The organism is Zobellia sp. B3R18 (assembly GCF_018860715.1).
In the GTDB taxonomy this organism is placed as follows: domain Bacteria; phylum Bacteroidota; class Bacteroidia; order Flavobacteriales; family Flavobacteriaceae; genus Zobellia; species Zobellia russellii.
This window is the reverse complement of record NZ_JAHKQG010000011.1, coordinates 1,412,157-1,435,740: the sequence shown is the minus strand read 5'-3', so window position 1 is coordinate 1,435,740 and position 23,584 is coordinate 1,412,157. Positions and strand designations below refer to the sequence as shown.

Annotated in this window: 20 protein-coding genes; 6 read left to right on the top strand and 14 right to left on the bottom strand. The window is 39.1% G+C overall.

Annotation, left to right across the window (positions count from 1 at the left end):
* Positions 1 to 5 precede the first annotated feature (5 nt).
* The 4 genes from KO513_RS12545 to uvrC form a co-directional block, all read right to left on the bottom strand.
* The gene (locus tag KO513_RS12545) at positions 6 to 785 is read right to left on the bottom strand and encodes a DUF3108 domain-containing protein (protein WP_215437330.1); all 780 of its coding nucleotides are present in this window, start codon (positions 783 to 785) and stop codon (positions 6 to 8) included.
* Between the two features lie 499 nt (positions 786 to 1,284).
* Entirely contained in the window at positions 1,285 to 2,427 is a 1,143-nt protein-coding gene (gene hppD, locus KO513_RS12540; RefSeq protein WP_215437327.1) for a 4-hydroxyphenylpyruvate dioxygenase, read from the bottom strand.
* Between the two features lie 184 nt (positions 2,428 to 2,611).
* Complete coding sequence (locus KO513_RS12535; RefSeq protein ID WP_215913647.1) at positions 2,612 to 4,873, bottom strand: patatin-like phospholipase family protein; 2,262 nt, start codon at positions 4,871 to 4,873, stop codon at positions 2,612 to 2,614.
* 21 nt (positions 4,874 to 4,894) lie between these two features.
* On the bottom strand, positions 4,895 to 6,682 hold the full coding sequence (gene uvrC / locus KO513_RS12530) for an excinuclease ABC subunit UvrC (RefSeq protein ID WP_215913646.1): 1,788 nt from the start codon (positions 6,680 to 6,682) through the stop codon (positions 4,895 to 4,897).
* Positions 6,683 to 7,113: 431 nt separating this feature from the next.
* On the opposite strand from uvrC, the gene KO513_RS12525 reads away from it, so the two are divergent.
* Positions 7,114 to 7,677, top strand: coding sequence for a 5-formyltetrahydrofolate cyclo-ligase (locus tag KO513_RS12525; RefSeq protein WP_215913645.1), 564 nt, complete (start codon positions 7,114 to 7,116; stop codon positions 7,675 to 7,677).
* 4 nt (positions 7,678 to 7,681) lie between these two features.
* Here the strand turns inward: KO513_RS12525 and KO513_RS12520 are convergent, their stop codons facing one another.
* From KO513_RS12520 to ileS, 4 genes are all read right to left on the bottom strand, one after another.
* Complete coding sequence (locus tag KO513_RS12520) at positions 7,682 to 8,332, bottom strand: lipoprotein signal peptidase (protein ID WP_215437314.1); 651 nt, start codon at positions 8,330 to 8,332, stop codon at positions 7,682 to 7,684.
* A 37-nt stretch (positions 8,333 to 8,369) separates the two neighbouring features.
* On the bottom strand, positions 8,370 to 8,984 hold the full coding sequence (locus tag KO513_RS12515; RefSeq protein WP_215913644.1) for a hypothetical protein: 615 nt from the start codon (positions 8,982 to 8,984) through the stop codon (positions 8,370 to 8,372).
* Between the two features lie 70 nt (positions 8,985 to 9,054).
* Entirely contained in the window at positions 9,055 to 9,438 is a 384-nt protein-coding gene (locus KO513_RS12510; RefSeq protein ID WP_013992813.1) for a TraR/DksA family transcriptional regulator, read from the bottom strand.
* A 4-nt stretch (positions 9,439 to 9,442) separates the two neighbouring features.
* Positions 9,443 to 12,841, bottom strand: a complete 3,399-nt coding sequence (gene ileS, locus KO513_RS12505) for an isoleucine--tRNA ligase (protein ID WP_215913643.1) — start codon at positions 12,839 to 12,841, stop codon at positions 9,443 to 9,445.
* 190 nt (positions 12,842 to 13,031) lie between these two features.
* Here ileS and KO513_RS12500 point away from each other — a divergent pair, with 190 nt between their 5' ends.
* Positions 13,032 to 13,472 carry a hypothetical protein gene (locus KO513_RS12500; protein WP_215913642.1) on the top strand — a complete coding sequence of 147 codons (441 nt, stop codon included), beginning with the start codon at positions 13,032 to 13,034 and terminating at the stop codon, positions 13,470 to 13,472.
* A gap of 80 nt (positions 13,473 to 13,552) precedes the next feature.
* Here the strand turns inward: KO513_RS12500 and KO513_RS12495 are convergent, their stop codons facing one another.
* The 4 genes from KO513_RS12495 to KO513_RS12480 all read right to left on the bottom strand — a co-directional run bounded on the left by KO513_RS12495 (position 13,553) and on the right by KO513_RS12480 (position 19,400).
* A complete protein-coding gene (locus tag KO513_RS12495) occupies positions 13,553 to 15,964 on the bottom strand; it encodes a TonB-dependent receptor (protein WP_215913641.1) in 2,412 nt (803 codons plus the stop codon).
* Position 15,965: 1 nt separating this feature from the next.
* Positions 15,966 to 16,685 (bottom strand): DNA repair protein RecO, encoded by a 720-nt coding sequence (recO, locus tag KO513_RS12490; RefSeq protein WP_215913640.1) that lies wholly within the window; start codon positions 16,683 to 16,685, stop codon positions 15,966 to 15,968.
* Between the two features lie 128 nt (positions 16,686 to 16,813).
* Positions 16,814 to 18,157 carry an NADP-specific glutamate dehydrogenase gene (gene gdhA, locus KO513_RS12485; RefSeq protein WP_215913639.1) on the bottom strand — a complete coding sequence of 448 codons (1,344 nt, stop codon included), beginning with the start codon at positions 18,155 to 18,157 and terminating at the stop codon, positions 16,814 to 16,816.
* Between the two features lie 88 nt (positions 18,158 to 18,245).
* Positions 18,246 to 19,400: a cystathionine gamma-synthase gene (locus tag KO513_RS12480; RefSeq protein WP_215913638.1), complete on the bottom strand. Its 1,155-nt coding sequence runs from the start codon at positions 19,398 to 19,400 to the stop codon at positions 18,246 to 18,248.
* Positions 19,401 to 19,486: 86 nt separating this feature from the next.
* Here KO513_RS12480 and KO513_RS12475 point away from each other — a divergent pair, with 86 nt between their 5' ends.
* Positions 19,487 to 20,227: a DUF3298 and DUF4163 domain-containing protein gene (locus KO513_RS12475; RefSeq protein ID WP_215913637.1), complete on the top strand. Its 741-nt coding sequence runs from the start codon at positions 19,487 to 19,489 to the stop codon at positions 20,225 to 20,227.
* Positions 20,228 to 20,230: 3 nt separating this feature from the next.
* On the opposite strand, the gene KO513_RS12470 is transcribed toward KO513_RS12475, so the two are convergent.
* The gene (locus KO513_RS12470; protein WP_215913636.1) at positions 20,231 to 20,692 is read right to left on the bottom strand and encodes a DinB family protein; all 462 of its coding nucleotides are present in this window, start codon (positions 20,690 to 20,692) and stop codon (positions 20,231 to 20,233) included.
* A gap of 86 nt (positions 20,693 to 20,778) precedes the next feature.
* On the opposite strand from KO513_RS12470, the gene KO513_RS12465 reads away from it, so the two are divergent.
* Entirely contained in the window at positions 20,779 to 21,132 is a 354-nt protein-coding gene (locus KO513_RS12465; RefSeq protein ID WP_215913635.1) for an arsenate reductase family protein, read from the top strand.
* Complete coding sequence (locus tag KO513_RS12460; RefSeq protein ID WP_215913634.1) at positions 21,129 to 22,031, top strand: DMT family transporter; 903 nt, start codon at positions 21,129 to 21,131, stop codon at positions 22,029 to 22,031. The genes KO513_RS12465 and KO513_RS12460 overlap by 4 nt, the downstream gene beginning before the upstream one ends.
* On the opposite strand, the gene KO513_RS12455 is transcribed toward KO513_RS12460, so the two are convergent.
* Positions 22,006 to 22,482: an acyl-CoA thioesterase gene (locus KO513_RS12455; RefSeq protein WP_215437285.1), complete on the bottom strand. Its 477-nt coding sequence runs from the start codon at positions 22,480 to 22,482 to the stop codon at positions 22,006 to 22,008. The two genes, KO513_RS12460 and KO513_RS12455, sit on opposite strands and share 26 nt — an antisense overlap.
* 124 nt (positions 22,483 to 22,606) lie before the next feature.
* Between KO513_RS12455 and KO513_RS12450 the strand changes: the two genes are divergently transcribed.
* A complete protein-coding gene (locus tag KO513_RS12450; protein ID WP_215913633.1) occupies positions 22,607 to 23,581 on the top strand; it encodes an NAD(P)H-dependent flavin oxidoreductase in 975 nt (324 codons plus the stop codon).
* The last annotated feature ends 3 nt before the right edge of the window (positions 23,582 to 23,584 follow it).

The following is a 23,584-nucleotide window of genomic DNA, read 5'->3' as shown; positions in this document are numbered from 1 at the left end:
GGGTTTTAATCCATTATTATCTTGAACTGATGCTTAAGGCCGTTATACCCGTCAAGGTCAGCTTTGATGGACCCAACCGCCAAATCTGCCTGTATGCGTATAGGTATTCTGTTATCGTCTGCCGAAACCCATAAGGAAAGACTTTCTTTTTCCTTAAAAACACGACCGGACTGTACCAAAGGCCTAAATTTATAACATTCTACCTTACCGAACTTAGTTTTAAGCACTTCTGTTCCTAAATATTTAAGTTTAAAGTTAAAAACACCGTCATCATCATACAGCATTTTCAATTTTACGGCTTCGCCTTCAACTAAATCACTTGGCTCGTAGTTGTTTCTAAGATAGTAGAATGCAGATATTAAATCCTGAATACTGTCCTGTAGCTCAAAATTATACTTTTTATTGTGTTTTTTATCGTTCAGAACAGCTTTATCCTCTTCATGATCAAAGTTTATCTCAATATCCTTGGTATAACCACCTTCGTTTATTTTTCTAATGAATTTATAAGGCTTACCATCCTTTTTATCAAAATAGCTTTCATACGTATCGTCTACCTTAAAAAACACACTGGCGAAACCCGTAGTTTTTCCACGACCCACCACATGATAAACCGGCACACCATTCACCACGTCAGACTTTAGATGCAGTGTAGCGTAACTTGCATTTAAAAAACCATAATGCATTCTAAATTTTAACCATTCGCCAGGTTCAAAGGCGGAGGTACTATTCTGGGCGGAAGAAGAGAAAATAACGAGAAGAAAAAGTAAAGTAATTGCTTTTTTCATAGCTATAGTATTACGATAAAAATACAAAATGGACCTTTACCATATTAAGGGCTTACAATTACTTAAACAAAATTTATTCCAAAGTATTGTACGCATACCTCAACCCTGTTATTTTAGAACTTAAAGTATAAATTATGCTTAACCCAGGCCAGACCCGCAGCTTAGAATATAAAACTAAAGTTAGGCTTAAAAAAAAGCCCCAACATTTCATGTCAGGGCTTTTCCTAAATAACCAACCAAACTTTAAATTATGAAAAACCAATACTTAAAGTTGTAAGGGAACCACCCCTTACGCCTACAAATTTAAGGCATAGTTTCAATCCTCAATCCGTTTTAACTTACTTTAACTATTACATTAACAGTTCTTTTTGCTAACGGCTATAAAATTGGCATTTCATTAAGATATAGGGGTCGCTTTTCACTTAAAAACACCCCTTTTTAGACCAAAAACGAGGTATACTTTCACAAATAATATACCTGTGCTTTAAGATAATAACTATTACAAGGTTCCTCTGGACTCCTGCTCTCTTTCAATTGCTTCAAAAAGCGCCTTAAAATTACCTTTACCAAATGATTTAGCTCCTTTTCTTTGAATAATTTCAATGAACATGGTTGGCCTATCCAAAATAGGTTTGGTAAAAATCTGAAGCAGATAACCCTCTTCATCCCTATCAATAAGGATTCCCAATTCACTAAGAGGGGCCAAGTCCTCATCTATTTCACCCACACGGTCCAATACATCTTCATAATAACTTGAGGGTACTGTTAAAAATTCAACGCCCCGATCTCTCAATGCCGTAACCGTTTCAATAATATTATCCGTTGCCAATGCCATATGCTGCACACCCGCTCCGTTGTAAAAATCTATATATTCTTCTATTTGCGACTTTTTTCTACCGTCTGCCGGTTCGTTTATGGGAAATTTAATTCGGCCGTTACCATTGCTCATAACCTTACTCATTAGCGCCGTGTATTCTGTTGAAATGTCTTTGTCATCAAAAGAGACCAACTGGGCAAAACCCATAACCTTGGCGTAAAATTCACACCATTTGTTCATTTCGTTCCAGCCTACGTTACCCACCATATGGTCTACGTACTTTAGTCCAACATCAGAAGGTTTGTAATATGGGTTCCAAGCTCTGTAGCCCGGCATAAAAACTCCTTTGTAATCTTTTCGCTCTACAAAAACGTGAACCGTTTCTCCATAGGTGTGAATTCCCGAAAGTACAACCTCACCATCCTTATCCTTAATCGTTTTGGGCTCCAAGTAACTTTCCGCTCCTCTTTTGGTGGTTTCCTCATAACTTTTAGAAGCGTCATCTACCCATAAAGCAATAGCTTTTACCCCATCTCCATGAGAATCTATATGCTTATTGATATCTCCTCCCGACTTTAGCGGAGAGGTGAGCACCAATCTAATCTTATCTTGCTGTAAAACGTAGGAAACCCGATCTTTAAGCCCAGTTTCCAGACCTGCATAGGCCAAAGGCTGAAACCCCCATGCCGCCATATAGTAATGGGCCGCTTGCTTTGCGTTACCTACATAAAGCTCTATATAATCCGTTCCCAAAAGAGGTAGAAAATCTTCTGCTTCCGGGTTTTCCTTGGGTAAATTCAATGAAGTAGTATCTAAAGTTGACATATCTGTATGTTTTTAGTAATGTAAATTGTTAAAAGCTGAAAAATAGAACTCGTGTTCAAGCGTGGAGCAAGAACTAAAAAGTGGGTATTTACCACATGGCCCTAAGATGGGCAGTAATATCAACTCTTAATTGTAGCATATGTAACAAATATCGTAAAAAAACACCACTTTAAACCTAAGCGCATTAAAACCAATACCCTAAACTAAAAAAGAAGTTATTGGTCTTCCCTTCTGGAGACCATGAATAATGCATTTGCATAGGCCCCATAAAAGATTCCCACCCATAACCAACGCCGTAACCGGAATAACTTGGTAGAGTAAACCACTCTCCCGTTCTAAAAAGATCATCGTCTACATTGGCATAGTTTGCAGTAAGCATAAAGTGGTTCTTAGGCGCAAATTCATAATCCAACCTACCGTAGGCTTTTACAAAAGCGTTACCGGGCAAAGCCAAATAATCATATCCAAAGAAAGGCGTAAAATTGTTTAAAAGATTTGTACCGAAGCCCCCTAGAATAAAATCAAAGGAGGAAACGCTTGAAGTACCCAATTTAAAACCTCCTTCTGCTTCTACGTTTACGGAGAAATTTTTAAAAAATGGCACTGCCGTACCCAACCTAGCCTGCGCAATTGAGAACTCCTTAAAGTTTTCGTTAAAATCAGATGAAAAGACATAGAAATGAAAATCACCATCAAAGTACAATCCTTTTGAAGGAAAGTACTTATCATCATAGGTGTCAAAAGTTAACTGCCCAAAAGCGCTATAATAACTACTCTTTTCAAGAAACGTTCTTTGATCAGGCGTCTTACCTGTAGGACCTACCGGTGCGTTCTGCCCTAATGTCTTGGTGCTATACTTTAAAAATTTATGTTCCAACCCCGTTCTAAACGCAAACTCTTCTCGTAAAACCGTTTGCACATAGACCTGATTGGTAAAATCCGTTACATCTATGTTTATTGAATTTAAATTTGCCCCGGCCTGAACATCAAAATTGCTTCGCACTAAATCAAAGCTAACGTCCTTTTCAAATTCATTAAAACTTGAATTAAAACCAAAACTCCAATAAAAACCCTTATCCACATAATATTGTAGTTTGTACCTGATATTATCTCCAATAATAAAGTCAAAAGAAGATACATCATCTCTGGTAATCAAACTTTTTCTTGTATAATTCAAGATGGCTGCCGTCTTGTAGAGATTATCATAGTGAGCACCTAGACGAATAAAGGATTTACTTTTATTTTCATTCAAATCTAGAATCATCTCTTGCTCGTCATTGTCTTCGTCATCCTGTATTTTATAGTGGATTGTATGAAAATTTCCAGTTGCGGCTAGATTACTGATACCCTGCTGTACTCGTGAAAAGGTGGTTGGTTTATCTGTATCAAACCTTAATTTTCCTTTAACGTAACCTCTGGAATAATTCTCACTCTCCAATATAACCAAATGACTGATACTTAACGTATCTGAAGAAACGATTCTCTCCTTGGCCTTCCTTTTTCCAATTTGTCTGGAAGCAATAGCTTTTAAAGTATCTATTCTTTTACGGGCAGCATCCTCCCCACTTTTAATAATAACATCGCCTAAATTAAAGTCTATAATGGAGTAATCCGTCATTTCGGGTTTTATATAGATATCTGTCTTTTTGGACTTTTCAGCCATATCAAGAACGGTCCTATAATTATTGATTTGCAATAAAATCTCGGTGGCGGTTAATAGAGACTCCCTATTTCTAAGTCCGTGCTGTACATCTACCCCAATTATGATATCGGCCCCCATTTTTTTTACCTCGTCTATAGGATAATTGTTGACCACACCACCGTCTATCAATACTTTTCCGTTTATGCGAGCAGGTTCAAAAAGTGACGGCAACGTTCCACTGGCCATAACGGCTTCCGGTAAATACCCCTCTCTTAAAACCACTTCATCACCCGTTTCTACATCCGTTGCAATACACACAAAAGGAATGGGCAAATCATTAAAATCCTTTATGTTTCTTACCGGATACAAGAACTTAACCAACTCATTATATACGTTCTGACCACCGGAGTATGCGGGAGGCACGGATACCTTAAAATTGTCAAAAGGCAAGGTAACGGCATATTTTTCAGAATTTTCCTTTTCGTAAAATGTTTTAGCGCTTCTGGGCAGATTGTCCTGAATAAGGTTAGTGAAATCCGTAGCCCTAAAAATTGAATCTAATTGATCACCGGTATAGCCAGCAGCATATAAAGACCCAACAATGGCCCCCATACTGGTCCCCCCAATATAATCCACTTTTATACCGGCTTCTTCCAATACTTTTATAGCACCAATATGAGCCATGCCCTTAGCGCCACCTCCACTCAACACCAGCCCCACTTTGATGTCTTTCTTCTCAGGTTCCTGAGCAAAACAAAACAAAGTGAAAAAGAGTAACCCAATTCCTATAACGGCTTTTTTCATTGTGCTGAGTTAGTCGTAATTTTAATGGAATGCTTCATAAATTTTTTTTGCCCTAGATAAGCCCACGGTTTCCGTTAGGTTTTCCATAGAGGCTTCTTTTATTCGTTTTACGGACTTGAATTTTTTCAAAAGTTCCTGTGCCGTTTTTTCACCAATACCTTCTATACTTTCCAACTTAGAATTAATGGCCGCCTTACTTCTTTTATTTCTGTGAAAGGTGATTCCAAAGCGGTGGGCCTCATTCCGTAATTGCTGAACAATCTTTAGACTTTCGGATTTTTTATCAAGATAAAGCGGAATAGGGTCTTCGGGAAAATAGATTTCCTCCAACCGCTTGGCTATACCAATAATGGCAATTTTACCTCTTAGACCAAGAAGGTCCAAACTTTTTAACGCAGAAGATAATTGGCCCTTTCCTCCATCAATAACAATAAGTTGAGGCAATGGCTCAGCTTCGGCCAAAAGACGTTTATACCTCCTATAGACCACTTCTTCCATAGAGGCAAAATCATCTGGGCCTTCCACGGTTTTTATATTAAAATGACGATATTCCTTTTTTGAAGGTTTCCCATTCCTAAAAACCACACAAGCAGCCACCGGATTACTTCCTTGAATATTACTGTTATCAAAACATTCTATATGCCTTGGCTCTTCGGAAAGATGCAAATCTTTTTTCATCTGCGCCATGATTCGGTTGGTGTGCCTATCCGGATCAATAATCTTAATCTGCTTAAACCGCTCTTGTCTATAAAATTTGGCATTGCGCTCAGAGAGTTCTAAAATCTTTCTTTTATCGCCCAATTTTGGCACGGAAACTTTAAGGTGTGCTTCTACAGGAACTTCAAAAGGGAGATAAAGCTCCCTAGAAAGCGACTTGAACCTTTGCCGGATCTCTATAATAGAGAGCGCCAAAAGCTCGGCATCCGTCTCATCTAACTTCTTCTTTATTTCTAGGGTGTGCGACCGAATAATAGACCCATGGGACAACTGCAGGAAATTAATATAGGCATGGCTCTCGTCCGAAATTATAGAGAACACATCTACATTATTGATCTTTGGATTGACGATTGTAGATTTTACTTGATAGTTTTCCAGAACCTCTATCTTTTCCTTGATTTGTTGTGCCTCCTCAAATTTCATTTCGGATGCCAGCGTTTTCATCTGTGATCTAAAATAGCTTAAAGACGACTTAAAATCTCCCTTAATTATTTTTCTAATATCCTCTATCTGTTGATCATATTCCTCCGCAGACTGAAAGCCTTCACAGGGTCCTTTACAGTTTCCCAAATGATATTCCAAACAAACCTTGTATTTACCGGAATCTATTTTTTCTTTTGACAGATCATAGTTACAGGTCCGCAATGGATAAACCCCTTTTACCAAGTCCAGCAACGTTCGAACCGTTTTCATATTGGTATACGGGCCAAAATACTCACTACCGTCCTTTATTAGCTTTCTAGTAGGGAAAATTCTAGGGAAACGCTCGTTTTTAATACAGATCCAAGGATATGATTTGTCATCCTTCAACAAGACATTATACCTGGGCCTATATTTCTTAATAAGATTGTTTTCCAAAAGCAGCGCATCGGATTCTGTAGGGACAACAATATGTTTGATGTTCCTAATTTTTTTTACGAGAACGCGCGTTTTTCCGTACTCATGGTTTTTCGTAAAATATGAAGAAACCCGCTTTTTAAGATTTTTGGCCTTACCTACATACAATATTTTATCATCTACATCATAAAACTGGTATACACCAGGACTCTGGGGCAACGTGCTTAATTGTACTTCTATAGGTACTTGGGGCATTACAAAAACGGTTTATCAAATTAAATGGTAGAAGGCATCTATTTCTATCATGTTAAATTACTATGTTTTATTAAAAGGGCTAAGTGTTTTACTCTTTTTTAACGAATACCGGAAAGCCCGCCCCATTTGCTCAGGCAAACGAAATGAAGTCTTATGCCGCCCTTTTTTGCACATTTTTGCACGCGAAAAAGCGCAAATTTGTTAAAAAAACACTAAAAAATGCATTTCATCGATGAAAAGTTGCAGTTAAAAGTGTTTTAATAAAATTTTTTAATTAGATTTAAGAATCAAAATCAATTACCACATGGATAAATATATTATAACCCTCGGCCTGTATCTTATCTTAATGATATCATTTAAGATATATTACGCAGTGTCTGTAAAAGAATAAGCATACTAGAGTTTCCCCAATTGTACTGAGGTCATAATCAATGCTTAAAAAAGATTTAAGATCACTATACAAAAATCGAAGAGATTTAATTGACAATGAATCCCTTTCTAATTCTAGCCTGAGTATTGCTAACGGACTGCTCAAACTACCGGTATGGTCTTACGACTTTTACCATATTTTTTTACCCATTTCCGAAAACAAGGAGATTGACACTACCTACGTTCTTTCCATACTTCAAGGAAAGGATAAAAATATAGTACTACCCAAAGTAGTTGACAAAACTACATTAGAGCATTATTTGCTAACGGATTCTACGCGCCTTGTAAAGAATGAATGGAATATACCTGAACCGGTTGATGGTATAGAAATACCCAGCACAAAAATAGACGTAGTTTTCATTCCCTTATTGGCTTTTGACGAACAAGGAAATCGTGTAGGTTATGGAAAAGGGTTTTATGACACCTTCTTGTCTCAATGTCGCCCAGATGTTATTAAAATTGGCTTATCCTTATTTTCCGCTGAAGGGGAACTCATAACTGATGTGAACAACTTAGACATGCCTTTAGATTATTGCGTGACCCCCACTAAAACCTATTCTTTCTAAAAGATTACAATGAATCAGCTTCACTGGTAGTTGGCTCATCATCTACCTTACCGAACGCTTTCTTATTGAAAACCAAAAGAATACCTACACCGGTACTGATAGCCATATCAGCAATATTAAAAACCGGTTCAAAAAACCGAAAACTAGAGCCTCCAAAATAAGGAACCCAATCTGGCCACGTTGTATCTACCATAGGAAAATAAAGCATATCTACTACTTTCCCGTAAAAAATACTGCCATAAGGTTCATCTGAAAATGCCGTTGCCAATTGTTGATAGCTATCACTAAATAGTACACCGTAGAATACAGAATCTATAATGTTCCCCAAGGCTCCTGCAAAAATCAAGCAAACTGCCAAGATCAGGGTTTTAGAGGATTCCTTACGAATAGTATCGTACAGCCAGTATCCAATTCCTGCTACGGCAAACAACCTAAACACGGTTAAGACCAACTTGCCGGTTGGTTCCGATATAGGCAAGAAATCACTTAACTTGGCTCCCCATGCAGCTCCTGAATTTTCAATGAACAGTATTTTGAACCAGCTAAAAACCTCAACAGAATCTCCCAGTACAAAATGGGTCTTTATATAAATTTTGCTCAATTGGTCAATCAACAGTACTGCTATGATTATGAGCAATGATTTCTTTAAATTCATAGTATATCTACAACTTGAATTGGCAAAAATAAGTATATTATTCGGTTTTCTTTATTCGTATGTTTCCCGTTAGGGAAGACAGTGTATATTGTGCATCTCCCATGGGAATATCGTCTTTGTTTACCGCCCCATATTTACTTACCGCATTTACATTCCCTTTGAGAGCTTCCACTAAAATATGCCCGCTTTGTGTACGCACATTTATATCCTCATGAACATTAAAAAGCTCGCAGTTACCGTCATTAAGAGAAACCGTAAGTTCCTTATAATCCCCAGCAACGAACACATTGCAGCTTGTACCAAAAACGGTAATAAATTTAAAACTGGGAACAATTACCTTTAGCGCAATAGACACGACTTTATGTGCGCTAAGCTTATCATTAGGATTCTTGAAATTAGGCTGAAAACCACTACTGACCATTATAGCACTACCATTCTCCTTTACAGACAACAAAAGATCTTTCTTGTACTCCCCATCAATAATAGCCTCAACGGACATTTCATCTGTATCGGCAGTTTCCAGGGTTAATCTATAGCAATTCTCAACGTCTATACCAATTGAGGTAACCGCATCATTTACCACAGATTTTTTAACCACTTTTTGCGCCGCCAAAAGATTGAAAAACAAGAAAAAAGCGAGAAACCCTTTCATTTTTTTACGGTGTAAAAAAAGCCTACAAGAACTAAGTTCCTGTAGGCTTTTTTAATTTAAAATCGCAAAATTACTTTTGCATATTCTTTGCCTCTATACTTAATGTAGCATGAGGAACCAATTTAAGACGCTCTTTGGCGATCAACTTTCCTGTAACACGGCAAATACCGTAGGTTTTGTTCTCAATACGCAAAAGGGCATTTTTTAAGTCTCGTATAAATTTCTCTTGACGTATGGCCAACTGCGTATTTGCTTCTTTACTCATGGTCTCAGAACCCTCTTCAAAAGCCTTAAACGTGGGAGAAGTATCATCCGTACCGTTATTACCATCGTTCATATAAGAACTCTTAAGCAATTCTAAATGACTTTTTGCTTTCTCAATTTTGTCTTCGATCAATTCTCTGAATTCGGCAAGATCCTTGTCCGAATATCTAACTTTTAAATCTTCTGCCATTCTATTAATGTTTTTCAATAAATAATTTAGTATTCACCTCATCAAAAGAAACCTCGGTTCCTCTATCCAATTTTTCCTCAAAAACAAGTTCGGCCGTTAACGTTTCAGCTTTAATATAGCTTAAGTTATTGGACACCGCCTTTTCTACAAAACCGTCTTTAAGAATCTTAATATCAATTCTATCCGTTACTTCAAAACCGGAATCTTTTCTTATATTCTGAATTCGGTTTACAAGCTCTCTAGCAATACCCTCTTCCCTAAGGCCTTCGTTTATGGTAACATCCAGAGCCACTGTAATAGGGCCTGAACTTGCTACCAACCAACCTTCAATATCTTGCGAGGCTATCTCTACATCTTGCAGCTGTAATGTAATAATTTTATCGTCAATGTCAAGCGAAATTTCGCCATCTTGCTCAATTTTTTGGATATCATCTTGGTTCAACTTGGCAACAGCCTGAGCTATTTTTTTCATATCCTTTCCAAATTTAGGGCCTAAAACCTTAAAATTGGGCTTGATCTGTTTCACCAAGATTCCCGAAGCATCATCAAGTAACTCTATCTCTTTAACGTTTACCTCGGACTTGATAAGATCAGCTACCGCTTCTATTTCATGCTTCTGCTTATCATCCAAGATAGGTATCATGACTTTTTGCAACGGCTGACGCACTTTTATCTTTTCTTTCTGACGAATAGAAAGTACCAAAGACGAAATGGTCTGAGCTTTCTCCATCTTACTTTCCAAATCCTTATCTACTATTGCCTCATCATACTTTGGAAACTCGGATAAATGTACACTTTCAAAATCCTCCCTATGCGTTGTATTCGTTAAATCTTTATAAAGTCTATCCATAAAGAACGGAGCAACCGGCGCCGATAATTTGGCTACGGTTTCTAAACAGGTATACAATGTTTGGTAGGCCGATATTTTATCTTTCTCATAGCTACCTTTCCAGAAACGTCTTCTACACAAACGCACATACCAGTTACTTAGATTTTCTTGTACATAGTCTGAAATTGCACGTGTTGCCTTTGTAGGCTCATAATCTGCGTAAGCTTCGTCAACCGTTTTGATCAACGAATGAAGTTCAGATAAAATCCACCTATCAATTTCCGGTCTTTCGTTTAGCGGAATCTCTTCTTCTGAATAGTCAAAAGCATCTATGTTCGCGTATAGACAAAAGAAAGAGTACGTATTATAAAGTGTCCCGAAGAATTTACGCTTCACCTCAACAATACCTTCAGTGTCAAATTTTAGATTATCCCATGGGTTGGCATTGGAAATCATGTACCAACGCGTGGCATCTGCCCCATGCTCGTTCATGGTATCAAAAGGGTCTACCGCATTGCCCAAACGTTTGGACATTTTCTTTCCCTCCTTATCAAGCACCAGTCCGTTGGAAACCACGTTTTTATACGCTACGGAATCAAAAACCATAGTAGCAATAGCATGCAAGGTATAGAACCAACCTCTGGTCTGATCTACACCTTCTGCGATAAAATCGGCCGGGTAGGTCTTGCCCTCATCAATCAATTCTTTGTTTTCAAATGGGTAGTGCCATTGTGCGTACGGCATAGAACCACTATCAAACCAAACATCAATAAGGTCACTCTCACGCTTCATAGGTTTACCCGAAGCGGAAACCAAAATAATATCATCTACAATATTCTTATGCAGGTCTATTTTATCATAATTTTCTTCGGATAGGTCACCCACAACAAAATCATCAAAAATATCTTTCTCCATTACTCCGGAAGCCACGGCTTTTGCCATTTCCGCCTTTAACTCGGCAACCGAACCTATGATTATTTCTTCCTTACCATCTTCCGTTCTCCAAATAGGAAGCGGAATACCCCAATACCTAGATCGCGAAAGGTTCCAGTCATTGGCATTGGCCAACCAGTTACCAAAACGGCCTTCGCCAGTAGATTTTGGTTTCCAGTTGATAGTCTGGTTAAGCGCGAACATACGATCTTTAACATCACTGATCTTTATGAACCAGGAATCTAATGGGTAATATAGGATAGGCTTATCCGTACGCCAGCAATTAGGGTAGCTGTGTACATACTTTTCTACTTTAAAAGCCTTGTTCTCTTCTTTAAGTTTAATGGCCAGCTCTACGTCTATTGACCTTTCCGGTGCCTCACCGGCATCATAATATTCGTTCTTGACGTATTTACCGCCAAATTCTTTCATTTCAGGGCGGAACTTTCCTTGCAAATCCACTAAAGGAACCGGGTTGTTATTTTCATCCAATACCAATAACGGTGGTATTTCCGGTGATGCCTGTTTGGCCACCAAGGCATCGTCCGCACCAAAAGTGGGTGCCGTATGCACAATACCGGTACCATCTTCTATCGTAACGAAATCTCCTGAAATTACACGAAATGCATATTCAGGATTTTGGTACGGCTGGGCATATGCCAACAATTGCTCATATTTTATACCCACTAAATCTTTACCAACAAACTCCTTTACTACGTAAAAAGGAATTTTCTTATCACCGGATGTATATTCCAACAATTCCGGCTTGGTTTCAACTTGTTTGAATTTTCCTGAAAACTGTTTGCTTACCAAATTTTTGGCAAGCACTACATTCATTGGTTTAAACGTATACTGATTGTAGGTTTCTACCAGCACATACTCAATCTTTGGCCCTACCGTCAATGCCGTGTTAGAAGGAAGCGTCCACGGTGTGGTCGTCCACGCCAAGAAATAAATATCACCCTCATTCTTAAGAAAGTCCGGCAAAGATTCATCTACAGCCTTAAACTGTGCCACTACCGTTGTATCCGTAACATCTTGATATGTGCCCGGTTGGTTCAATTCGTGAGAACTTAGACCAGTACCCGCTTTTGGGGAGTATGGCTGAATCGTATATCCTTTATAAATTAAACCTTTATCATAAATCTGTTTCAACAACCACCAAACAGACTCCATATATTTTGGCTTGTAAGTAATGTACGGGTCGTTCATATCTACCCAGTACCCTACTTGCTCCGTCATACGGTTCCAAACATCCGTATAGCGCATAACCGCCTTTTTACAGGCCGCATTATATTCCTCAACAGAAATTTTCTTACCAATATCCTCTTTGGTAATGCCCAACTCTTTCTCAACACCCAACTCAATAGGTAGTCCGTGGGTATCCCAACCTGCTTTTCTCTTTACCTGAAAACCCTTCATGGTCTTGTACCTAGGAAAAATATCCTTTATGGTACGTGCCATAACGTGGTGTATACCTGGCATACCGTTTGCCGATGGTGGACCCTCGTAAAATACATAACTAGGTTTACCCTCTTTAGAGGAAACACTTTTCTCAAATATTTGGTTTTGCTTCCAGTAATCAAGTATATCCTCGGCTACTTTGGGCAAGTCCAATCCTTTATATTCCGCAAACTTCATAATAAGTGGCTCTACTGCATTAATTTAAGGCTGCAAAATTAAGGATTTTTAGTCGAATTAAGTCGATTTGAAAGAATTGAGATACAGCAAAATAAACAAGCTTGTAAGAAAATGTTAAAATATAGCGTCCAAAAAGCCGTTTCATACGTATATCACAAAAACAATTAAACAAAACTTTAAACACAAAATCATGAAAAAAGTAATTTTAGGTTCCGTTTTAATGCTTGCCTTGAGTATCTCTTTTGTTTCTTGTAGAGAAGCTGCGGATAAAGCAAAGAGTGCTACGGACGAAGCTGGTGCTGCTATGGAGCAGGCTGGTGAAGACGCTAAAGAAATGGGATCTGATGCCATGGATAAAGCTAAAGAAGCCGGTAACGAAGCTATGGAAAAAGCTGAAGAAGCTGGTGAAGAAATCAAAGCTGGTGCCGAAGATGCCGCTAACGATTTAAAAGCTAAAGCTGAAGAAGCTGGCGATGATATTAAGGCTAAAGCTAACGAAGCGGCTAGCGATGTTAAAGCTAAAGCCGGTGAAGCTGCAGATAAAGCAACAGATGCTGCCAACAAAGCTGGTGACGATGCAAAAAACGCTGCTAACAGTGCAGTTGATAAAGCTAAAGCTGCTGTAAACTAGTTTACAATTTTATTATTTCTTACAACAGAGAAATCCCGGCCAATGGCCGGGATTTTTCATTTTAATGCCCCAGAGAGAAACTAAAGCTGGTACGCCAAGCCCATAATTAAATTGATGCCCGGTGCGGATATTCCCGAAGAATAGGAGCGGTAACGCTGATCCGTAAAGTTTTCAAGATTCAAGGACACTTCAAAAGCATTTGAAATTTTATATTGCGAACGAAAATTTAAAGTATACCAAGAAGGAGAATACGGGTTTCCTTCCGAGTCGGAAGCGTAGATATACGCTTTACTGCGCTCGGAAGCAGCCAAATCATAAAAAGGAATCTCGCCGTTATAATTCATGAACAAATCCGTCTTTAGTCTTTGGTTTTTATAAATCAAATGTAAATCTCCAAAGGTGGGAGAAACGTGCCTACCGGGAGATTCTGTACCATCATCCTCTTCTTCAACACCCTCGGTAATAGTTAAATTGGATACCACCGAAATATTTTCTGTAAGAAAGGCTTCCGCGCCAAACTCAAAACCGTAGACAAAGGCCTTAGCTGCATTCTGTATAGCCTGCACACTACTCATCTCACCATTGTATATAATTTCTTCTTCTCCATTGAAAAGGTAATCACGGCGTACCAAAGCATCTACCAAATAGGTATAAAACGCAGTGCTTTTAAATACTACTTTATCATTAAAATTCTTCTGCACACCCAGCTCTACATTATAAGCATACTCAGGCTCCAAGTCTGGATTGGGAACGACCACCGCTCCCGGCTCCGAATCAAAAATTTTGCCCACATCATCTATATTGGGTGCCCTAAAACCGGTAGAACCATTAAAAGTCACCTGCAAATCTGCCTTAGGAAACCAACTAAAACCCAAACTACCCGTAAGCGCCCCATTATTAAGATTGGCATCATCAAAAGGAAATGGGTAATAGGTCTTGTCAAATACGGCATCGATCCACACATGACTGTAACGCAAACCGGACAATACCGTAAAATTGGGCTTGGCCTTATATTCCCCATGAACATAACCCGCTAAGGTTTGCCAAGTTGAACCATCTGGATATCTTGATGCAGACGCCAAAATTTCATTGGTCTCTATATTTTCTTGACTACCCAAGGAACCTACCTTATTAAATATATATTCACCTCCATAGTACAAGCGGAGGTTACCAATTTTTTTATTTTCAAAGTCGATATTAGTGGAAAGGGCATCTACTTTTTCTTCCGTACTATAGCGTATAACATCTTGAAAACCCCTGTCATTTCTACTTTCCTCAAAATGCTGATAGCCCGTGGTAATCTTTAATCCATCGTAAAAAATACCTTTTCCTCTTTTGTTCATCTGCAAGTTGCCCATGAACCATTTTTGAGGACCATAATACCATTCCGCAGAACGAAGTCCGTCTCCCGCGCTATTGGGCCGGATCAAACGATCGTATCTGGCGTAATCCGAAGTCTCCGAATAATGCAGACCTAAATCATATTGCCACGTATGACTTGGTTTATAGGCTACTTTCTGCATTAGGCTAAACTGATTATAGCCCGTTGGGTTCTGTTCCTTTACAGTTTTGTTAGGCATAAGCACATCAGCTCCGTTTATGGTAGTCACATATTCTCTTCTCAGATAAGAATCAGGACCATGGGAACCCATTTTTAAATTATCAAAACTGTTGTAAGAAGCACTTGTTAAAAAAGCCCATTTCTTTTTCCCCAGATTAACATCTACATGAAACGTATTTTCCAGGTTGGCCGAAGCGAAGCGATAACTGGCATTTCCCGAAAACGAAAGACTATCCGAATTTGAGAACTCCGCTTTTTTAGTATAAAAATTCATAACCCCTCCAATAGCATCACTACCATAAATAACGGAACCAGGGCCAAAAATGATTTCTGTATTTTTTACTGAATAGGGATCTATAGAAATAACATTCTGAAGGTTACCTCCCCTAAAAATGGCATTGTTCATACGCACCCCGTCTACGGACAAGAGCAAACGGTTGGTTGCAAACCCCCTGATCATGGGACTACCGCCACCCAGCTGACTTTTCTGAACGAACACCTTACCGCTATTCTGCAATAGGTCTGCCGAAGTTTGCGGACTTGCAAAAGCGATATCCTTAGTATCTATAATGGCAATTTTGTTGGGTATGTCCTTTTTTTGCTGCTCCCATTTAGAAACGGACATGACCACCTCATCAAGCTCTTCGGCCTTCATCTCCAAAAACAAATGCCCTCCATGCCGATTAATCTGGGCTCTTGTGCTCTTTCTGATTTGATAACTAAGATGGCGAAAAGTAATACGTTCTTCAGCCTTAAAAACGGATAGATCCGCCTTACCATCAAAATCCGTGAGTGCCGTTTTAGAGTGGTCATAATTGTAAATGGCCACATTTACTATGGGCTCTCGCGTATCTACATCCAAAACTGTAACCTGTTGCGCAAGTACGGTTTGGATACACAAAAAAATAAGTAAAAACAGAACTTTGTTCATACTAGTTAAATACTTCGTTAAGGATGGCAAGGGATTTTGGTTTCCTAAACCCCTGTAAATGCAACTCATAGAACAGTACTAACGATTGTAAAAGTTCTTGACGGTTGCTTTTATTCATTTTGATATGATGTATCTCATCAAAATTTATGCCCAAGAAGGTTTTAAAATAGCTAAGATTATCTCCGTTTAAAATAGGATTCAATGAAGGCGTATCCGTAAACTCGCCTTCCAGTAAGTCAAAATAGCTTAATTCTATCTCGTTCGTATCCGGGTGAAAGCCCAAATAGCGTGTTAACCGAATTAAAAAATAAATATGAAAATTAGAAATTCCGCTCTGGTTGTCCAGCCATTGCAACGAAGCCTCTATAAATTCAAAAAGTGCCTCATTGGCCTCCTCTTCATGAATGCTGTTCACCAACATTTCGGCCAGAAATAAAGTCATGGCGTTTTTTGAAATATCGGAATGTAAGGTCTGGTACGGATAATTGACCTTTGCTTCGCGAATACTTTCTAAAGCCCCTTTATTCTTATGGCTGGCCACTATCTCCAATTGCGTTAAAGGTTGAAAATAAGCCGTTTTTAATTTTCCTTTCTTAGAGGCCAAAACTCCCCTTAGGAGATAGGATTTAACACCCCCAGATTCCGTAAATGCCTTTACAATTAAACTGGTATCTCCATATTTAATGGATGTAAGAACTATGGCTTTGGTAGTTACCTGCATTTACATAGATGGCTTTGCACAAAGATAACTTTAAAAAATATGATGTTAGAATTAGGCTGAAGGGCAAAAATAAAAAGACCTGTAACTTTAGAATTACAGGTCTTTTCTTATTTATATGATACTATTCTCTAAATCACACCTTGTGCCAACATAGCATCGGCCACCTTAACAAAACCGGCAATATTAGCCCCTTTTACGTAGTTGCAATAGCCGTCTTCTTCTTTTCCGTATTCTATACAGGAATCATGAATATCTTCCATAATATCCTTAAGCCTTTCGTCTACTTCTTCCCTTGTCCAGCTTATACGTAATGAATTTTGAGACATTTCAAGTCCTGATGTAGCAACACCACCAGCATTGGAGGCTTTACCTGGAGCAAAAAGAATTTTGGCATCATGAAACGTATGCACAGCATCCGTATCGCAAGGCATATTGGCTCCTTCGGCAACACACATACAACCGTTATCTATCAACGTCTTGGCATCCGCAGCCAATAGTTCATTTTGAGTGGCACATGGTAAGGCTATATCACATTTAACGTCCCATGGCGTCTTTCCTTTATGGTATTCAGCACTTTTATACTTTTCAGTATATTCCAAAATTCTACCTCGCTTTTCGTTCTTAAGCTCCATGACAAAGGCAAGTTTCTCTGCATCAATTCCTTCTGCGTCATAAATATATCCACCAGAATCGGACAATGTAACTATTTTGCCTCCTAACTGAAGTACCTTTTCCGCAGCGTATTGTGCCACATTACCGGAGCCTGAAATAACCACGGTTTTACCCTCAAAACTTTCATTCTTGGTTTTAAGCATACTCTGCGCAAAATATACCGTTCCGTATCCTGTTGCTTCCGGACGAATTTTTGAACCACCCCAAGAAAGACCTTTTCCTGTTAGTACTCCCGTAAACTCGTTCCTTATTTTCTTGTACATACCAAACAAGAAGCCTATTTCGCGGGCACCCACACCAATATCACCGGCAGGTACATCTGTATTTGGACCTATATGGCGACAAAGTTCCAACATAAAGGCATGACAAAAACGCATTACCTCATCATCTGACTTTCCTTTTGGATCAAAATCGGACCCACCTTTTCCACCGCCCATAGGCAAGGTGGTCAAACTATTTTTGAAAACCTGTTCAAAAGCTAGAAATTTAAGGATACTTGCATTAACCGATGGATGAAACCGCAAGCCTCCTTTATACGGTCCAATAGCGGAATTCATTTGAATTCGGTACCCTCTGTTAACGTGAATCTCTCCTTCATCATCTACCCAAGCCACTCTAAACGAGACCAACCTCTCGGGCTCCACCATGCGAAGTAAAATATTTTTGCCGTTATATATTTTATGTTTGGCGATATATGGAATTACCGTTTCGGCAACTTCCTGCACCGCTTGAATGAACTCGGGTTCATGCCCGTTTCTTGTTTTGACCTCATCCATGAAGTCTTTAATCTTTGCGTCCATAACGAGTATTTTGTTGAATTTTGATTATAACGGCAAAATTATGTTATTTATATAACTAACCTACCCTTTTTTAAAAATACACTAAAAACTAGCTTATCGCCTGTTCCAAGTCGGCTATCAAATCGTCTATATCTTCAATCCCTACGCTTAACCTGATCAAAGCATCTACCACTCCACTTTTTTCTCGTTCCTCTTTTGGAATACTGGCATGTGTCATACTAGCCGGATGCCCCGCTAGGCTCTCTACACCTCCTAGGGATTCCGCCAGTGTAAACACCTTCAACTTTTCCACGATCTTAATAGCATCTTCATAATTACTACCCTTGGTAACAAAAGAAATCATACCCCCAAAACCGGTCATTTGGCTCTTAGCGATTTCATGGTTGGGGTGGCTATCAAAACCAGGCCAGTACACTTTCTCTATTTTTGAATGGCCAGCCAGATAATTGGCAATGGCAGCACCGTTCTCGCAATGCCGTTGCATACGCACATGCAAGGTCTTTATTCCCCTTAACACCAAAAAACTATCCATAGGACCACAAACAGCACCGCTTGCATTTTGAATAAAATAAAGTTCATCTGCTATTTTTTTATCCTTGACAACCAAAGCACCGGCAACCACATCACTATGACCGCCCAAGTATTTAGTTGCAGAGTGCATTACAATATCCGCCCCTAAATCCAAAGGTGTTTGGAGATAGGGAGTGGCAAACGTATTGTCTACGGCTAAAAGAACACCATGCTTTTTAGCCAACAGACCTACCCCTTTAATGTCAATAACATTCATCATCGGGTTCGTAGGGGTCTCTACCCAAATAAGTTTGGTGTTACTAGTAATTGCTGACTCAATAGCGTTGGTATCTTGCATACCCACAAAATTGAATTTGATTCCATACTTCTCAAAAACCTTTTTGAACAATCGGTAACTACCGCCATACAAATCGTTGGTTGAAACCACCTCATCACCGGGACTAAGCAGTTTAATGACCGCATCCATAGCGGCAAGGCCACTGGCAAAGGCCAAGCCGTATGTTCCGTTCTCAATACTGGCCAACGAATTTTCCAAAGCGGTACGTGTTGGATTTGCACTTCTAGAGTATTCATACCCCTTATGCCCACCGGGGGTGGTCTGCGCATAAGTAGAGGTCTGATATATAGGAGGCATGACCGCACCGTAAGCCGCATCTGGCTCTTGCCCTCCATGAATTGTTTTACTATTGAATTTTAACGTTTTTTCACCCATTTTTTATAATTATTGGTTCAAATGTATCGTTATCTTTGATGTAGGATAATCCAGATTTTTTCCGCTTACCCCAATGAAATTCCTTTATGAGAACCCAAGTTACCTATATCATTTTATTTTTAGCCCTTGTTGGATGTCAAAATGAGAACAAACTAACGTTTGAAACCTTAAAACTTGATGAGACACGTTGTTCCGAATGTCCGAGTGTGGAAATCAACATTCCCAAAGCAATCGAAAACTCCAAAATAGCTACCAACATTAACAACGCTATTAATGAAGAAATCATAGAAACCCTAAACTATGATGACGAATTAGAGGCCACCACCATTAAAGATGCCGTAGAGTCCTTTAGTAACGGGTACTGGGAACTTAAAAAACTGTATCCGGAAGAAGCTACAAGTTGGGAAGCAAAAATAGAAGGTAGCGTTTCATATGAAGACGCCGATTTTCTGACCGTTGAACTCAACTCTTATATTTTTACCGGGGGAGCTCATGGTTATAGCTCACAACATTTTCTGAATTTTGATAAAAACAAAGGGAAAGAGCTTGAAAATTGGGAGATTTTTAAAGACCGTGAGGATTTTGAAAAATTTGCCGAGGAAAAATTCAGGAACCAGGAACACATACCTCTAGATGGCCCTATTAACAGCACAGGCTTTATGTTTGAAAGAGATATGTTTTACCTCCCCGAAAATATTGGATTTACCGAGGAGGGTATAAAGCTACTTTACAACCCTTATGAGGTTGCCTCATATGCAGATGGTCCGATCGTTCTGACTCTATCATTTGCGGACGCGAAGCCCTACTTGGCCAAAAGCAAGTCCTAATCCTTATTTTCCTACTACTTTAAGCAGGGCAATAATGGCTCCCATATGCAATCCTTCATGATACAGGTTAAAGGTTAGCGCATCTTCAGCAGATGCCAATGTTACTCCTGCACTGGTAGTATACTCATTATACTCCTGAAAAAGACCTGCTTCATAATCCTCTATAATCCATTCCAAGGTAGATATTAGAAAATCTCCAATTATCATTATTTCCTCCTCAGTTGCCGTTCCATCTGGTTTTGTTCCTTTCATGAACTTTTGAACAAGTTCATCCGAAACCCGCATTTGAAGATTACTGAATTTATACACTAAAACTTGGGTAGTAATCACGGTATGCGCAATATTCCACCAGATATTGTTATTAAAACCCTCTGGAATTTCCAGCAATTGTTCCCTTGGGGTTTCGGTCAATATAGTATACAAGCGTTTTCTATTCTGTAAAATAACATTAAAGAGTTTTTCCAAAGCATTCTTATTTTAAAGTGGACGTTAAAAATAGTACAATTGAACTGAATTGGGTTTCTTTGCAAAGTGATTTTATGTTAAGAAAGATGAAAAAGATTTACTACCTCAGCACCTGTGATACCTGCAAACGCATCCTTAAGGAATTGGAACCTCTAGACGGGGTTGTACTTCAGGACATTAAAACGGAAGCCATGACCGCCGAGCAAGTAGAAGAGATGCAAAAACTTGCCGGAAGCTACGAGGCGCTTTTCAGTAAAAGAGCCCGTCTGTACAGACAAATGGGGCTACATGAAAAACAGCCTTCGGAAAATGAATTGAAAGGTTTGATTCTAGAGCACTATACGTTCCTCAAGCGACCTGTAATTCTAATTGATGATCAAATCTTTGTGGGCAACAGCAAAAAAGTAGTGGAAGCGGCAAAAAAAGCCCTTCACCAGTGAGCAAACGTACCCTTGCCATATTAGCCGCAATTGGTGCAACCATTATCTATGCCTTAAACCATACCATTGCCAAAGGTGTAATGCCCAACCACGTACAACCTTTTGGGTTTATTATGTTGCGTGTTATAGGAGCCTCAATACTATTCTGGAGTGTTTCCGTTTTTGGTCCAAAGGAGAAAATAGAAAAAAAAGACTACCCTAGAATGTTCATTTGTGCACTCTTGGGTATGGGCTTTAACATGCTCGTTTTTTTTAAAGGACTGGACTTGTCCACACCTATTAACAGTGCTGTTTTAATAACCACCACACCAATTATTGTGGTATTGCTCTCCGCTGCTCTAATCAAAGAAAAAATCATTCCCAAAAAAATGGTGGGCATTCTTATTGGTCTTTTAGGTGCCTTGGGCCTTATTTTCTTTGGTAGCGAAGTTAGACAGGATGCACCTAACATACCTTTAGGGAATTTTCTGATTTTTATGAACTCGGTATTTTATGGGTCTTACCTTATTGGAGCAAAAACCCTGATAGCAAAATACCATCCGTTTACCTTTATGAAATGGTTATTTACGCTTGGTATATTCATATGTCTCCCTTTTGGCTACCAGGAGCTTATAGACATAGACTGGCCCAATCTGCCGTTTGAAGCCTTGTGGAAAATCGCTTTTGTTGTCCTGGGAACTACATTTTGCACGTACCTGTTCAACATATTCGCATTAACCCAACTTAAAGCTTCTACATTAAGTGCGTTCGTTTATATTCAGCCCTTAATAGGCATTCTCTTTGCGGTTGCCACGGGTCAGGACAAACTTACTACACTTAAGATAATAGCCGGTTGCCTAGTGTTTTTGGGAGTATATTTAGCAAGCAAAAAGCCTAAACCAGATCCTTTGGAGCCCTAGCGAACTTTCTAGTATCTTCTTTGGTAAGGATTCTAAAGCCTTCGCCCTTTTCAACATCACTAAATTTTTGCATGAGATCGTTTGGTAAACCAGTGAGTTTTCTGGTCTTTAAATCCATCCAAGCACCCATCATCTCGCAATGCGCAAAATTTCGACCTTTATAATCATAAAAATTATGATGGAATTCAAAAAACTGTCCGTCTTCGCTCATCCCCATAATTTCCATAGAAACCTTTACGGGCCTACCGGGAAAGGCCTCTTTAAAATAATACATATGCTCGTAAAAAACCACCGGTCCTATCTCTTTTTCCAGCAATGCCTTATGACCAAAACCAATTTCGGTTAAATAAGTCATTCGAACGTGACTCATAAAATTCAAATAGGCAGAATTGGCCAAATGGCGGTTTGCATCAACATCGCTCCAGCGTATTTCAAAGTCTTTTAGGTACATATTTTTACGAATTATTTTATTATGCATGCATAAGAATAACAAAAATACCATAGTTTTGAAAAACAGAGGAATATATATCCTTAAATTTTTTTAGCTAATTTCAATTCTTTCTAAAACCAATGATATGAGCGCAAAACCTTCTTTTATAAACGAATTGGCATTACCTGCCATTGCTGCCCCTATGTTTTTAATATCTGGCCCCAAGCTGGTTATTGAATGTTGTAAAAACGGTGTTGTTGGAACTTTTCCGGCATTGAACCAACGTACAAGTGAAGGTTTTGAAGAATGGCTCATAGAAATCAAAACAGAATTGGACGCCTTTGAAAAAGAGACCGGTAAAAAACCCGCACCTTTTGGCGTAAACCTTATAGTTCACCCTACCAACCCAAGACTTGAAGCAGATGTTAAGCTCTGCATAAAACACAAAGTGCCTATTGTAATTACCTCTTTAGGGGCCGTGTCTATGGTTGTAGATGCCATTCACAGTTATGGCGGACTCGTCTTTCACGATATCATAAAAAAACGTCACGCCGAAAAGGCCCAAGAAGCTGGAGTAGACGGGTTGATACTTGTTGCCGCTGGAGCCGGAGGCCATGCAGGTACGGTAAACCCTATGACCTTGGTAGCGGAAATAAAGAAGTTCTTCCACAAGACCATAATTCTTTCCGGATGTATCAGTACAGGGCGCGATATTGCTTCTGCGTTACAAATGGGGGCGGATTTGGCCTATATGGGCACACGCTTTATCAATACCGAAGAAAGCAAAGCCACACCGGAATACAAAAAAATGATTATTGATGCAGGTGCAAACGATGTGGTATATACTGCATCCATTTCGGGCGTTCATGCCAATTTCTTGGGAGCAAGTCTAAAAGCTGCTGGAATAACCGAGGAAGACCTGAAAAAAGACACAAAAATAGATTTTGGAAAAGAGCTCAATACCGAGGCAAAAGCGTGGAAAACCATTTGGTCTGCAGGCCAGGGGTCTGCTTCAATTGAGAATGTGCTACCCGTTGCCGAATTAATTGCTAATCTAAAAACCGAATTTAAATCGGCCATACAGCAGCAGATTATGATTTTGGAAAAGTATCCGAAGTAAGAA

Coding starts and splice junctions, on each gene's coding strand:
- KO513_RS12545 (WP_215437330.1), bottom strand. CDS start 785: ATGAAAAAAGCAATTACTTTACTTTTTCTTCTCGTTATTTTCTCTTCT.
- hppD (WP_215437327.1), bottom strand. CDS start 2,427: ATGTCAACTTTAGATACTACTTCATTGAATTTACCCAAGGAAAACCCG.
- KO513_RS12535 (WP_215913647.1), bottom strand. CDS start 4,873: ATGAAAAAAGCCGTTATAGGAATTGGGTTACTCTTTTTCACTTTGTTT.
- uvrC (WP_215913646.1), bottom strand. CDS start 6,682: ATGCCCCAAGTACCTATAGAAGTACAATTAAGCACGTTGCCCCAGAGT.
- KO513_RS12525 (WP_215913645.1), top strand. CDS start 7,114: ATGCTTAAAAAAGATTTAAGATCACTATACAAAAATCGAAGAGATTTA.
- KO513_RS12520 (WP_215437314.1), bottom strand. CDS start 8,332: ATGAATTTAAAGAAATCATTGCTCATAATCATAGCAGTACTGTTGATT.
- KO513_RS12515 (WP_215913644.1), bottom strand. CDS start 8,984: ATGAAAGGGTTTCTCGCTTTTTTCTTGTTTTTCAATCTTTTGGCGGCG.
- KO513_RS12510 (WP_013992813.1), bottom strand. CDS start 9,438: ATGGCAGAAGATTTAAAAGTTAGATATTCGGACAAGGATCTTGCCGAA.
- ileS (WP_215913643.1), bottom strand. CDS start 12,841: ATGAAGTTTGCGGAATATAAAGGATTGGACTTGCCCAAAGTAGCCGAG.
- KO513_RS12500 (WP_215913642.1), top strand. CDS start 13,032: ATGAAAAAAGTAATTTTAGGTTCCGTTTTAATGCTTGCCTTGAGTATC.
- KO513_RS12495 (WP_215913641.1), bottom strand. CDS start 15,964: ATGAACAAAGTTCTGTTTTTACTTATTTTTTTGTGTATCCAAACCGTA.
- recO (WP_215913640.1), bottom strand. CDS start 16,685: ATGCAGGTAACTACCAAAGCCATAGTTCTTACATCCATTAAATATGGA.
- gdhA (WP_215913639.1), bottom strand. CDS start 18,157: ATGGACGCAAAGATTAAAGACTTCATGGATGAGGTCAAAACAAGAAAC.
- KO513_RS12480 (WP_215913638.1), bottom strand. CDS start 19,400: ATGGGTGAAAAAACGTTAAAATTCAATAGTAAAACAATTCATGGAGGG.
- KO513_RS12475 (WP_215913637.1), top strand. CDS start 19,487: ATGAGAACCCAAGTTACCTATATCATTTTATTTTTAGCCCTTGTTGGA.
- KO513_RS12465 (WP_215913635.1), top strand. CDS start 20,779: ATGAAAAAGATTTACTACCTCAGCACCTGTGATACCTGCAAACGCATC.
- KO513_RS12455 (WP_215437285.1), bottom strand. CDS start 22,482: ATGTACCTAAAAGACTTTGAAATACGCTGGAGCGATGTTGATGCAAAC.
- KO513_RS12450 (WP_215913633.1), top strand. CDS start 22,607: ATGAGCGCAAAACCTTCTTTTATAAACGAATTGGCATTACCTGCCATT.